General features: G+C 64.3%; 13 protein-coding genes and 1 tRNA gene. 7 read left to right on the plus strand and 7 right to left on the minus strand.

Going from position 1 to position 13081, the window contains the following annotated elements; all coding sequences use genetic code 11:
* Window positions 1-34: 34 nt before the first annotated feature.
* Window positions 35-580, minus strand: coding sequence for a TetR/AcrR family transcriptional regulator (locus KRZ98_RS01750; protein ID WP_217671963.1), 546 nt, complete (start codon window positions 578-580; stop codon window positions 35-37).
* 173 nt (window positions 581-753) lie between these two features.
* Between KRZ98_RS01750 and KRZ98_RS01755 the strand changes: the two genes are divergently transcribed.
* The 7 genes from KRZ98_RS01755 to modB all read left to right on the plus strand — a co-directional run bounded on the left by KRZ98_RS01755 (window position 754) and on the right by modB (window position 9472).
* The gene (locus KRZ98_RS01755) at window positions 754-1902 is read left to right on the plus strand and encodes an efflux RND transporter periplasmic adaptor subunit (RefSeq protein ID WP_217671964.1); all 1149 of its coding nucleotides are present in this window, start codon (window positions 754-756) and stop codon (window positions 1900-1902) included.
* A 3-nt stretch (window positions 1903-1905) separates the two neighbouring features.
* Window positions 1906-5058 carry an efflux RND transporter permease subunit gene (locus KRZ98_RS01760; RefSeq protein ID WP_217671965.1) on the plus strand — a complete coding sequence of 1051 codons (3153 nt, stop codon included), beginning with the start codon at window positions 1906-1908 and terminating at the stop codon, window positions 5056-5058.
* 3 nt (window positions 5059-5061) lie between these two features.
* A complete protein-coding gene (locus KRZ98_RS01765) occupies window positions 5062-6462 on the plus strand; it encodes an efflux transporter outer membrane subunit (RefSeq protein WP_217671966.1) in 1401 nt (466 codons plus the stop codon).
* Between the two features lie 80 nt (window positions 6463-6542).
* Window positions 6543-7043, plus strand: a complete 501-nt coding sequence (locus KRZ98_RS01770; RefSeq protein WP_217671967.1) for a methylated-DNA--[protein]-cysteine S-methyltransferase — start codon at window positions 6543-6545, stop codon at window positions 7041-7043.
* A 136-nt stretch (window positions 7044-7179) separates the two neighbouring features.
* The gene (locus tag KRZ98_RS01775) at window positions 7180-7959 is read left to right on the plus strand and encodes an SDR family oxidoreductase (RefSeq protein ID WP_217671968.1); all 780 of its coding nucleotides are present in this window, start codon (window positions 7180-7182) and stop codon (window positions 7957-7959) included.
* A gap of 90 nt (window positions 7960-8049) precedes the next feature.
* Window positions 8050-8733, plus strand: coding sequence for an ATP-binding cassette domain-containing protein (locus KRZ98_RS01780; protein ID WP_217671969.1), 684 nt, complete (start codon window positions 8050-8052; stop codon window positions 8731-8733).
* 37 nt (window positions 8734-8770) lie between these two features.
* A complete protein-coding gene (modB, locus tag KRZ98_RS01785; RefSeq protein WP_217672397.1) occupies window positions 8771-9472 on the plus strand; it encodes a molybdate ABC transporter permease subunit in 702 nt (233 codons plus the stop codon).
* Between the two features lie 40 nt (window positions 9473-9512).
* Here modB and KRZ98_RS01790 read toward each other — a convergent pair.
* The 6 genes from KRZ98_RS01790 to KRZ98_RS01815 all read right to left on the minus strand — a co-directional run bounded on the left by KRZ98_RS01790 (window position 9513) and on the right by KRZ98_RS01815 (window position 13067).
* A tRNA-Arg gene (locus tag KRZ98_RS01790) sits at window positions 9513-9589 on the minus strand.
* Window positions 9590-9676: 87 nt separating this feature from the next.
* Window positions 9677-10054: a hypothetical protein gene (locus KRZ98_RS01795; RefSeq protein ID WP_217671970.1), complete on the minus strand. Its 378-nt coding sequence runs from the start codon at window positions 10052-10054 to the stop codon at window positions 9677-9679.
* A 100-nt stretch (window positions 10055-10154) separates the two neighbouring features.
* Window positions 10155-10796, minus strand: coding sequence for an endonuclease III (gene nth / locus KRZ98_RS01800; protein WP_217671971.1), 642 nt, complete (start codon window positions 10794-10796; stop codon window positions 10155-10157).
* A gap of 5 nt (window positions 10797-10801) precedes the next feature.
* A complete protein-coding gene (gene dapB, locus KRZ98_RS01805) occupies window positions 10802-11566 on the minus strand; it encodes a 4-hydroxy-tetrahydrodipicolinate reductase (protein WP_217671972.1) in 765 nt (254 codons plus the stop codon).
* 65 nt (window positions 11567-11631) lie between these two features.
* A complete protein-coding gene (locus KRZ98_RS01810) occupies window positions 11632-12354 on the minus strand; it encodes a head GIN domain-containing protein (RefSeq protein ID WP_217671973.1) in 723 nt (240 codons plus the stop codon).
* On the minus strand, window positions 12306-13067 hold the full coding sequence (locus KRZ98_RS01815; protein ID WP_217671974.1) for a head GIN domain-containing protein: 762 nt from the start codon (window positions 13065-13067) through the stop codon (window positions 12306-12308). Before KRZ98_RS01815 ends, KRZ98_RS01810 begins: the two co-directional genes overlap by 49 nt.
* Window positions 13068-13081: the final 14 nt, after the last annotated feature.

Raw genomic sequence — 13081 nt, forward strand, 5'->3', positions numbered from 1 at the left:
CTGCATGAGCACGCGCGCTCGGTCGGCATATGGCCTAGCCGATCGCGCGCAGAGCCGCGACGATCATCCGGGCGGACAAGCGGGCGGTGTCCGCCGCGCTCAGGCTAGGACGCGACAGACTGCGATGGCCGAGGCCAAACATGCAGGCGAGGACAATTTCCTCCGCGCCGTCCAGCGCTTCGCCGGACAGGTCGGGATTGGCGGCGCAGGCAAAGTCGCGGATGTAGCGGCGAAAGCGAACGCACATCGCGGCGATGGTGTCGCCGACCGGCCGATTGCGGAAACTTTCGGCCATGATGTCGAAGGACAGGGCTTCGTCCTTTTCATCGACAATATGCAACAGCAATTGTTCGAACGTCTGTTCGATCGTCAGTTCGCCCGCATCCAACCGGTTGCGCAGCGCGTCCATGTGCAGACAGCGTTCATCGGCATCGACTTGAACAATTGCCTCGATAATATCTTCCTTGCCCTTGAACAGGCGATAAATCTGACCGACCGAAACTTTCGCTGCCGTTGCGAGTTCCGCCATCGACGTTTGGTGGAACCCATGGCTGTCGAACAGGTCGCGGGCAGCAGCCATGATCCGCTCCTTACCCGTCTTTTCGGACGCCGGCTGATCTTGCTGCACTGCGGTCATTTTTACCCCTCGGCCTTTTTTCTCTCTTGAATTCGCTTTGGCATGATCCTACCTGCGGCGCAAGCGGAATGAACGTTCATTCCTATCAGTATCCTATCAAAACGGAAATATGCACGATGCAAAAGGGGAAGTTCATCGGTTTGCTGGCGTGCGCGTCAGCGCTGGCGCTCAGTGCGTGCGGGGACAGTCCGCCGCCTGCGCCGCCACCACCTGCCGTTGGCGTAGTGACACTGACGACCGGCTCCGCGCCGTTGCTCAATGAGCTGCCCGGCCGCATTGTCGCGGTCGAAACCGCTGAAGTTAGGCCGCAAATCAGCGGCGTTATCCGCCGTCGCCTGTTTGCCGAGGGCAGCGTCGTGCGGGCCGGGCAATTGCTCTATGAAATTGAGGACGCCCCCTATCGCGCTGCCGTCGCGCAGGCGCAGGGATCACTGGCGCGGGCCAATGCCGCGATCCGGTCCACCAGTTTGCAGGCGCAACGCTACAAGGAACTGGTCGGCATCAATGCGGTCAGCCGTCAGGAATATGACGATGCCGACGCTGCCGCGCAGCAGGCTCGCGCCGATGTTGCAGCGCAGCGTGGAGCCGTGCAATCGGCGCAGGTGAACCAGAATTTCACCCGCATCCGCGCGCCCATTTCCGGCCGGATCGGTCGGTCGCTGTTCACGCCGGGCGCGCTGGTGCAGGCGGGGCAAACGGACCCGCTGGCGACGATCCAGCGCACCGACGCTGTCTATGTCGATGTCACCCAGTCCGCCGCGCAGATCATCGACCTGAAACAGGCGATGAAGAGCGGCGGGGTGAGCGGGGCGGATGGCGCGCGCATCCAGCTGTTGTTGCCTAATGGCAGCACCTATCCGATCGAGGGTCGGCTGCAATTTTCCGAAGTGTCGGTCGATCCAACGTCGGGCGCGGTAACGCTGCGCGCTTCCTTCGCCAATCCCGACGGGCTGTTGTTGCCCGGCATGTATGTCCGCGCCAAGATGATCGAGGGCCAGCGGACCCAGGCCATCCTCGCGCCGCAGCAGGGCATCAGCCGCGACGCGCGTGGCCGGGCGACCGCGATGGTCGTTGGCAAGGATAATAAGGCGGAAATGCGCCAGGTGACCGTCGACCGGGCGGTCGGCGACAAGTGGATCGTCACGGGCGGCCTGAAGGCGGGCGACCGGCTGATCGTCGAGGGGCTGGTCAATCTGCGCCCCGGCACGCTGGTCAAGCCCGGCGCGCCGCAGCAGGTGACTGCTTCCAAGGGCGGGGCGCAATAAATCATGGCCCGTTATTTTATCGACCGGCCCATCTTCGCATGGGTCATCGCCATCGTCATCATGCTGGCGGGCCTGCTCGCCATCCGATCGCTGCCCGTCGCGCAATTTCCTGAAATCGCGCCGCCCACGGTCAGCATCGGCACCAGCTATCCGGGCGCCAACGCCCAGACGCTGGAAAGCACGACGACCCAGATCATCGAGCAGCAGCTCAAGGGCATCGACAATCTGCGCTATTTTTCGTCCACCAGCGACAGCGCGGGCAATCTGACCATCACCCTGACGTTCGAGCAGGGAACCGACGCGGACATCGCGCAGGTGCAGGTGCAGAACAAGCTGGCGCAGGCCACCCCGCTCTTGCCGCAGGAAGTGCAGCAACAGGGGCTGCGCGTCACCAAATCGACCGCCAGCTTCCTGATGGTGATGGCGGTTTATGCCGATGATGGCATCCACGACCAGCAGGATGCGGGCGACTTCATCGCGTCATCGCTGCAAGACCCGATCAGCCGCGTCACCGGCGTTGGCGACACCCAGTTGCTGGGTGCGCAATATGCGATGCGGGTGTGGCTGGACCCCTATAAGATGGCCAATCTGGGCGTCACCACCGGCGACGTGAAGGCGGCGATCCAGGCGCAAAATGCGCAGGTGTCGGCGGGCCAGATCGGCGGTACGCCATCGCCCAAGGGGCAGGCGCTCAACGCCACAGTCACCGCCCAGTCGCGGTTGCGCACGCCCGAGGAATTTCGCGCCATCCGCCTGCGCAGCAATGGCGACGGATCGGTCGTTTTGCTGTCCGACGTCGCACGGGTCGAGCTGGGATCGGAAAATTACAGTTTCGGCGCCAAGTTCAATGGCCATCCGGCAGCGGGCTTCGGCATCAAGCTGGCCCCCGGTGCCAACGCGCTGGATACGGTTGCCGACGTGAAGGCGCAGATTGACGCGCTGTCCAAGAATTTCCCCGTCTGGGTCAAATATGACTTCCCCGTCGACAACTCGACCTTTGTCAAACTGTCGGTCGAACAGGTCATCCACACGCTGATCGAAGCGGTGCTGCTAGTGTTCGTCGTGATGTTCCTGTTCCTCCAGAACTGGCGCGCGACCCTGATCCCCACCATTGCCGTGCCGGTCGTGCTGCTGGGATCGCTGGCGATCCTTCAGGTGGCAGGTTTCACCATCAACACGCTGACATTGTTCGGCATGGTGCTGGCGATCGGCCTGCTGGTCGATGACGCAATCGTCGTCGTCGAAAATGTCGAGAGGCTGATTCAGGACGAAGGCCTCAGCCCCAAGGAAGCGGCGAAAAAGTCGATGGACGAGATTAGCGGCGCGCTGATCGGCATCGGTCTGGTCCTGTCGGCGGTGTTCCTGCCGATGGCTTTCTTCGGTGGTTCGACCGGCGTTATCTTCCGCCAGTTTTCGATCACCATCGTCTCCTCGATGATCCTGTCGGTGCTGGTCGCGCTGATCCTGACGCCCGCTTTGTGCGCCACGATCCTGAAGCCTGCCAAGCATGACCATGCGACGCAGAAGGGCTTTTTCGGCTGGTTCAACCGCACGTTCGACAAGGGCGTCGTGCGTTATGGGCAGGGCGTGGAGAAGGTCGAGCGGCGCTGGGGCCGGACGATGCTGGTCTTTGGCCTCATTACGGTCGGTATGGCGGTCATCTTCCTGCGCCTGCCCAGCGGCTTCCTGCCCGAAGAGGATCAGGGGCGCATCATCAACCAGGTGTCGCTGCCGTCAGGCGCGACGATCGAGGAAACCGAACGGACGCTCGACCGGGTGCGCGACTATTATCTGAAAGATGAATCCAAGAATGTCGCGGCGGTATTCACCATTTCCGGCTTCGGCTTCGTCGGACAGGGACAGAATGTCGGTATTGCCTTTGTGCGGATGAAGGACTGGTCCGAGCGCAACGGGGACGCCAACAGCGTCATGGCCGTGGCGCAACGCGCCAACGCCGCCATGCGCAAGATTTCGTCCGCCATGGTGATCGCCTTCGTGCCGCCAGCCGTGCAGGAACTGGGCAATGCGTCGGGTTTCGATTTCCAGCTACTGGATCAGGGCAATGTCGGCCATGAAAAGCTGCTGGCGGCGCGCAACCAGTTGCTGGGTATGGCGATGGGCGACAAACGGCTGGCGCAGGTGCGGCCCAATGGTCTGGAGGACAGCGCGCAGTTGAAGCTGACCGTCGATCAGGCGGCGGCTGGGGCGCTGGGTATTGCACAGGCAGACGTCAACGATACGATCAGCACCAATCTGGGCAGCAGCTACGTCAATGATTTCATTGATCGCGACCGGGTGAAGCGCGTGTTCGTGCAGGCGGATGCACCGTTCCGCACGACGCCCGATTCCATCGGCGCACTGCATGTCCGGGGCAGCAGCGGCGTGATGGCACCGCTGTCCGCCTTTGCCACGACGGAGTGGACTCAAGGGCCGGCGCGGCTGGAGCGGTTCAACGGCGTGCCGTCGATGAACATCCAAGGCGCGCCTGCACCGGGCGTATCGAGCGGTGACGCGATGCAGGCGATGGAGGAATATGCCGCCAAATTGCCCGCTGGCATCGGCTATAGCTGGAACGGCATTTCCTACGAGGAACGCACGTCCGGCGGGCAGGCACCCTATGTCTATGCATTGTCGATGCTGATAGTGTTCCTGTGCCTTGCCGCGCTGTATGAAAGCTGGTCGGTGCCGATTGCGGTGCTGCTGGTTGTGCCGCTGGGCGTGCTGGGCGCGGTGATCGCGGCGACGCTGGCGGGGCTGAACAACGACATCTACCTCCAGGTCGGCCTGATCACCACGATCGGCGTGTCGGCGAAGAATGCGATCCTGATCGTGGAATTTGCCGAGGAGAAGATGCGCGAGGGCATGTCGCCCGCTGCGGCGGCGCTGGAAGCGGGCAAGCTGCGGCTGCGGCCGATCCTGATGACCAGCTTCGCCTTCATCTTCGGCGTGTTGCCGCTGGCGGTATCGTCCGGGGCAGGGGCCGGTGGCCAGAATGCGATCGGTTGGGCCGTGGTCGGCGGGATGCTGTCGGCGACCGTGCTGGCGATCTTCTTCGTGCCGGTATTCTTCACCGTGGTGAAGCGGCTGTTCCGGGAACATAAGACCCATGATGCGGCCCATGAGCAGGCGAGCCCTGCCGCGCCGCAGGAGGCATAAGAGATGCGTAACATGAAGGCGCTGGGCGCCATCACCCTGTCGCTGGCGTTGGCCGCCTGCGACATGGCCCCCAAATATGTGCGGCCCGTCCTGCCGGTGCCGGCGACCAGTCCGCAGGGACCAGCTTATGGCGCGGCAGACGGGGCGGCGATCGTCCCGGCCGACACGGCATGGCGCGATTTTTTCACCGACGCCCGTCTGGCGCGGGTGATTGAAACGGCGCTGGCCAATAATCGCGACCTGCGCGTTGCACTGGCCAATGTCGAACAGGCGCGAGCCCAATATAAGGTGCAGCGCGCCGACCTGCTGCCGACGGTCGCGGCGGGCGGAACCGCAACCTATCAGGATTCGCCCTTTTCGCTCGCCGGGTCGGGGCGGACCGATGTTTATCAGGCGCAGGTCGGCATTTCGGCCTGGGAAATCGACCTGTTCGGGCGGGTGCGAAACCTGAACAAGGCGGCGCAGGAGCAATATTTTGCGAGCGTCGAAACCCGCAATGCGGCGCAGACCGCGCTGATCGCAGAGGTGGCCAATGCCTGGCTGACCATGGCGGCGGATCAGGAACGGTTGCGGATCGCCCGCGATCTGGAAAGCGCGTTCGGCAAGACGCTGGAGCTTAATCGCGCGCGCTTTGCCAAGGGGATCGCGTCCGAACTGGAAGTGCGGCAGGCGCAGACCAGCTATGATGCAGCGCGATCGACGATCGCCGAGACGCTGACCTTGGTGGCGCAGGATCAGAATGCGCTCAACCTGCTGGCGGGCACGACCGTTGCGGGCAGTGACCTGCCCGATGCTTTGCCGCCCGCCGGGGCGACGATCGACAATCTGCCCGCTGACATCGCATCCGACGTGCTGCTGCGGCGGCCCGATATTGCAGCGGCCGAGCATCAGTTGCGCAGCGCCAACGCCAATATCGGCGCGGCGCGGGCGGCCTTTTTCCCCAATATCTCGCTGACGGCGGCGTTCGGATCGCTGAGCCTTGGCCTGTCCAACCTGTTCGGGTCGGGCAGCCAATTCTGGTCGGTCGCGCCGTCGGCATCGCTGCCGATCTTCGACTTCGGCAAGAATAAGGGCAATCTGGCCTATGCCAAAGCCACCTATGACGCGATGCTGGCGACCTATGAAAAGAGCGTGCAGACCGGTTTTCGCGAGGTCGCCGATGCGCTGGCGCGGCGCGGGACGATGAGCCAGCAGTTGGAAGCGCAAACATCGCAGCGCGATGCGGCGCGGGTCGCCTATACGCTGTCGGACGCCCGTTTTCGTGCCGGGGTCGATCCCTTCCTGACGACGCTGGATTCGCAGCGGGCGCTGTCCACGGCGGAGCAGAGCCTGCTGGCGACGCGGCTGACCCGTGCGACCAATATGGTCGAGCTGTATCGGGCGATGGGTGGCGGGCTGAAATAAGGGCGTTTTGATCGCAAGGGGCGGGAGGCGTGGCCATCTGTCCCTTGCTATACGGGGCAGGAGATTTTGGAGACTGTTCCATGACCCTTGCCACGACCCGGTTTTCCTCGCCCGTCGGCATGTTGACGCTGGTAGCCAGCGACGCCGGGCTGGTGGCTGTCCTGTGGGAGGAGGATGATCCTGCGCGGGTGCGTTTGCCCGCGACAGGGGAGCGGACCGACCATCCGATCCTGCGCCAGACCGCCGATCAACTGGCGGACTATTTCGCGGGGACACGCCAGCAGTTCGACCTGCCGCTCGATTTCCGGGGGACGGCTTTTCAGCAACGGGTCTGGGCCGCGCTGCTGGCAATCCCGTTCGGGGAAACGCGCAGCTATGGCGCGATTGCCAGCGCGATCGGCAAGCCGACCGCATCGCGCGCGGTAGGGGCCGCCAATGGCCGCAACCCGATCTCGATCATCGCGCCCTGCCACCGGGTGGTGGGCAGCAACGGCGCGCTGACCGGTTTTGCAGGCGGACTGGCGGCCAAGACTTGGCTGATCGAGCATGAGCGACGAGTGAAGGGGGATGCCCGGCCATAGGCGGTTGCGCCGATCGGGTGATCGGCCTAGGCTGGATGATATAAGGAGTCATCGAAATGAACCAGCGTAACCGCTGAAGCGGCACGACAAATAGTAGCGGAGCAATCCGCCCTTCTGGCTCTGTTTCGAGATCATCATGCACAAATTGAACAAGAAGATTTGCGTCGTCACCGGCGCTGCGCGCGGCATTGGCCATGCAATCGCCGCGCGTTTTCATGACGAAGGCGCGACCGTCATCCTGACCGACATCGATGAGGACGCGGGGGCTGCGGCCGCAGCGGAAATCGGCTGCCGGTTTATCGCGCTCGACGTGCGGGAGGAAGCGGACTGGGCGCGCCTGGCCGATTCTGTCCCGACGATCGACGTCATGGTCAATAATGCGGGCGTGACCGGGTTCGAGCATGGTCGGGTCGCCCATGATCCTGAACATGCGACGCTGGCCGACTGGCAGGCTGTCCACCGGATCAACCTGGACGGCACATTTTTGGGGTGCCGCTATGCGATCGGCGCGATGAAGGCGCGCGGCACCGGATCGATCATCAACATGTCGTCGCGGTCGGGGCTGGTGGGTATCCCGCTGGCCGCCGCCTATGCCTCGTCCAAGGCGGCGATCCGCAACCATAGCAAGTCGGTGGCCCTCTATTGCGCGCAGCAGGGCTGGCGCATCCGCTGCAACTCGATCCATCCCGCCGCGATCCTGACGCCGATGTGGGAAACCATGATCGGCGACGGCCCGGACCGGGACGACAGGATGGCGGCGATGGTGGCCGACACGCCGCTCAGGCGGTTCGGCATGCCCGATGAGGTCGCGACGATTGCGGTGATGCTGGCGTCGGACGAAGCGACCTATATGACCGGGACGGAGGTCAATATTGACGGTGGCCTGCTGGCGGGTTCCGCGGCGGCACCCGGCTGATCGGGATGCCATGTTGACGTCTTGGTGGATTGTCCCGCGCCATCGTTGCGCGCTTGCATCGCTGGACAGGATCGGGGCACAAGGGCGGCAATGTCCCTTCCCCAAACCACTGTGCCAGCCCGTCCTGATCCATCGCCGCCTTCGACCACGTCGACATTTCGCATCGACATCTGGCGCAGCCTTGGTGATCGGCGGATCGCGTGCCGGGTCGATGCCGGGCCGGGGGTGACCGCGCTGTCCGGCCCGTCGGGGGTGGGCAAGACGACGATACTCAACATGGTCGCCGGGCTGTTGCGGCCCGATGGCGGCCATATTCATGTGCAGGACGTGCCGCTGTTCGACGGCGCGTTGGGCATCGATGTGCCACCCGAACATCGGCATCTGGGCTATATCTTTCAGGATGCCCGGCTTTTCCCGCACCTGCGGGTCCGCGGCAACCTGCTCTACGGTATCCGTCATTTGCCAGATGCAGCCGAAGCGCTGGAGGAGATGGCCCGCTTTCTTGGCATTGCATCACTGCTCGATCGCTGGCCATCGACCCTGTCGATGGGGGAAGCGCAGCGGGTGGCGATTGGCCGTGCCTTGCTGACGCGCCCGTCCTGCCTGCTGATGGACGAGCCGCTGGCGTCGATCGACCGCGCACGGCGCGCTGATATATTGCAGCTGGTCGAACGGCTGCGGGACGAAGTGGGCGTGCCGATCCTGTATGTCACCCATGATCTGTCGGAGGCCGAGCGCCTGTCCGCGCATATCGTCCAGATGGATTTTGAATGATGGCTGCCCCTCAGACCATGGACAGGATCATGCCGTGATGCTGGATCTGCCGCCAGATTACTGGCCGATCATCGCTTTGTCGCTCAAGGTCAGCGCGGTTGCGGTCGGGGCGATGCTGCCGATTGCGTTCGCGCTGGCCTGGATATTGGCGCGATGGCAGTTTCCCGGCAGGATGTTGCTCGACGCGCTGGTCTATCTGCCGCTGGTCGTGCCACCGGTCGTCACCGGCTGGCTGTTGTTGCTCTTGTTCGGCGCGAACGGTCCGGTCGGGCGCTGGCTTGGCGAGTGGTTTGGCATCACCCTGCTGTTCCGCTGGACCGGCGCAGCCCTTGCCGCCGGGATCATGGCCCTGCCGCTGATGGTGCGGGCGATTCGCCTTTCGATCGAGTCGGTGGACCGACGACTGGAAGGCGCAGCGCGGACGCTGGGCGCGGGGCCGCTGCGGGTGTTCCTGACCATTTCCCTTCCGCTGTCCCTGCCCGGCGTGCTGGCGGGCGTGATATTGGGCTTTGCCCGGTCGATAGGCGAATTTGGCGCGACCATCACCTTCGTGTCCGATATCCCCGGCGAAACCCGCACGCTGCCGATCGCCATCTACGCGGCGCTGCAAGCCCCCGGCGCGGAAGCCGTTGTGACGCGGCTTGCCATCGCGTCGATCCTGTTGTCGCTGACCGCCCTGCTATTGTCCGAAGTGCTGGCCAGACGCATGGGGGCGGGGGTCCGAAGCTATCGGGCATGAGGCACCCGGCATCAGGTAGAGCGGCTTGATTGCGTTGTAATGGTGCACCCAAGTGGATTCGAACCACTGGCCTTTGCCTTCGGAGGGCAACGCTCTATCCAGCTGAGCTATGGGTGCGCGACGCTGGCTGGTAAGCCGTGTCAGACAGGCCGCTTAGCAAAGGCCGTTCGTCCGCGCCAGCGGCAAAATCGCCGCTGGGCCATCTTATTTCGGTGCTTTCTGCATCGGCTGGAATTTGCCCAGGCCGCAGCTGGCACCCGGTTGCAGGCCAGGACCATTATTCCACAGCACGGTGATGATATCGACCGAACAGAGCTGGGAGAGACTGGTGCGGTAGGAAAAGCGCTTCTCAAATCCCAGGCTGGGGCAGCTGTTGGGCAGGGTGTTGCGGTAGATTTTATTGCCGTTCATGATGAAGTCGATGGTGCGGTCATCGCGGACATTGGTTGAGCGGATCGACGTCAGTGGCACGCAGTCGAGCGTTTTGCCGCCGGTCGGGACATAGGGGTCGGGCGCGGTCTTGGCGATGGCGGGGGTGACGGCGCAGGCCAGCGCGAGACCCAAAGCGAGACGGACGGACATGCTTTCTCTCCTTCGATTGCGTTTGAACGAATCGACGTCGCAGGACGATGAAACCCGTCTCTAGCGCGCCGGGCCTGAACCCAGGAAGAACAGCGCGGGTTCAGGCGGGCGGCGGGGTCTTGGGCTTGAAGCGGCACAGGTCGGCGACCGGGCAGCGCCAGCATTCGGGTTTGCGTGCCTTGCAGATATAGCGGCCGTGGAGGATCAGCCAGTGATGGGCGTCGCGGCGGAACGGCTGGGGGACGCGCTTGTCGAGTTTTGTTTCCACAGCTAGCACGGTCTTGCCGGGGGCCAGCCCGGTGCGGTTGCCGACGCGGAAGATGTGGGTGTCGACCGCGAACGTCTCCTGCCCGAAGGCGGTGTTGACGACGACATTGGCGGTCTTGCGTCCGACGCCGGGCAGGGTCGTCAGCGTGTCGCGATCCTGCGGCACTTCCCCGCCGAAATCGCGGACCAATATGTCTGACAGGGCAATGACATTCTTCGCCTTGGTATTGAACAGGCCGATGGTGCGGATATGGGTTTTTAGGCCTTCCTCGCCAAGGTCCACCATCTGCTGGGGCGTGGTGACGTCCATGAATAGGGCGCGGGTCGCCTTGTTGACGCCGACGTCCGTGGCTTGCGCCGAAAGCGTGACCGCGACCAGCAGCTGGTAGGGATTGCCATATTCCAGCTCGGTCACCGGCGCGGGATTGGCTTCGGCCAGGCGGCTGAAAAAGTCGAAGATTTGCGCCTTGTTCATGGGCGTCAGAGACCCAATACGCCCTTCATGTCGTAGCGCCCGACGCTCTGGCTGATCAGCCATTGCGCGCCCTTGACCGCGCCGCGCGCGAAGATGGTGCGGTTTTCGGCGCGGTGGCCGATTTCTATGCGTTCGCCTTCAGCCGCGAAGATGACCTGATGGTCGCCCGCGACCGATCCGCCACGCAGGGCGGCAAAGCCGATCGCGCCCTGCGCCCGCGCGCCGGTGATGCCGTCGCGGCCGCGTTCGCTATGGTCGGCGAGCGTAATGCCGCGTCCGCGCGCGGCGGCTTCGCCCAGCAGCAGGGCGGTGCCGGAGGGCGCGTCAACCTTGTGCCGGTGGTGCATCTCGACAATCTCGATATCCCAGTCGTCGCCAAGGCCGGCTGCGGCCTGTTCCACCAGCGCGGCGAGCAGGTTGACGCCGAGCGAGGTGTTGCCGGTCTGGAGGATGGGGATCATCGCGGCGGCTTCGTCGATCAGGGCGTGGTGGACGGATTCGAGGCCAGTGGTGCCGATCAGGATCGGCTTGTTGGCGGCAATGCAGACATCGAGATGGACAGAGAGAGCGCCGGGCACGGAGAAGTCGATCAGCACGTCGCTGCGCTGTGCCAGTTCCAGCGGATCGGTGGTGATGGCGATGCCCGGTGCGATCTCGCCGCTGCCGTCGCGGTCGGTGCCGCCTGCTATGCCAAGGCCTGCGTCTGCGGCGACCTGCGCGATGGCGCGGCCCATGCGGCCTGCGGCCCCGAAAATCCCGATAGTCGTCATGATCGCCCCGTTCGCACTTAGTTGCTGTGGCCGATGCCAGAGCGGCAGCGCTTTGTCATTATCGTTCAATAGCGCTCGCCACCGCAGGCGATGCGCCCGGTGCCGCGATTGTCGACCGAGCAGGCGGGCTTGCCGTTGACGGTGACGTCGCCGGAGCCGGTGGCGGTGATCTTGGCAGTGACATCGGCAGTGAGGGCGATGCTGCCCGGCCCGTCATTGGCAAGGGTCGCCTGGCGCGCGCGCAGGGCGTCGCCAGCGACCGCGCCCGGCCCGGAGACGCGGATATTGGCGACGCCGGTTCGTCCGGTCAGGGTCGCGCGGCCACCGCCCGCCAGCGACAGGTCGATCCGGTCGAGATCGACCGCCGCCACACTCACGTCGCCATTGCCGCCCAGCACAATATCGCCGCGCAATCCCTTCATCCGGCTGACCGTTACCGATCCGCCGCCTGTCAGGACGATGCGGGAAAGATCGCCGGTGGAGAGGCGCAGGGTCGCTGCGCCGCCGCTTTTTTCACCGGGCCGCGGGCGGATCATGGTGATAGTCAGCAGGCGGCCGGAGACGGTGACGTTCAGCCGGTCGAGCAGCGCCTGATCCCCCTCCGCGCGGGCCGATGCGCCAGCACCAGTGGTGATGACGACGCTGACCGGTGCGTCGAGCCGGATCGCGTCGAAGCTGGTGATCGTATAGCCGCGCGTCGCCGCCGCTGCGGGCGTCGCGATCAGGAGTGCTGCGCCGGTCAGGGCGCGCAGCGCGCCTCGCCCGGTCCTGTGCGTTTGATTGTACATTGCGCCTTGCCCTTCACCGTCACGTCGCCCGGCCCCATGATGCTGATAGCGACCGCGCCGTCCGACGCAAAGGCAATGTCACCCACACCCAGGATCGACACGTCGGCCTTGCCCAGTGTGAGGCCGTCGGCGTCGATATCGCCCGCGCCGGCGATGGCGAGTTTGCCTTCATCTGCGGTGCCGGAAATCTTGACCGATCCTGCGCCGGTGATGTCGGTTTTCAGGCTGCGCAATTTGACCGCGCCAATGTCGAAATCGCCAGCGCCGGTGAGCGACAGGTCGAGGGCGTCGCCCTCCGCCCGGTCGAGCGTGAAATCGCCCGCGCCGGTCAAAGCAGCGGCGCGGATGGCTGGCATGGTGACGCGGATGGTCGCGCCCTCATTATCGTCCTTGCGGCCCCAGTTCCAGTTGCCGTTCGACTTGCGGCCGATGACCAGCCGGTCGCCCTTGACCATGATGTCGAGCTGTTCGATCGCCTTGGGATCACCCTCTGCCTTGACGGAATAGCTGTCGCCGATCGTCACGGCGACATCGTCCGGGCCAGTGGCGTCGATCGCGGTGAAATTTTTGAGCGTCGACCAGTCCTGCGTCGCGCTTGCATTGGATGCGGGCGCGGTGTCATCGGCGTGGCGCGAGCAGGCGGCGGTCGAGAGGGCGAGTCCAGCGACGAACAGGGCGGACAAAGTCGGGGAATGGGGCATCATCATCTCCATACTGTATTGCCAAG

The organism is Sphingobium sp. AS12 (assembly GCF_019097845.1).
In the GTDB taxonomy this organism is placed as follows: Bacteria; Pseudomonadota; Alphaproteobacteria; order Sphingomonadales; family Sphingomonadaceae; genus Sphingobium.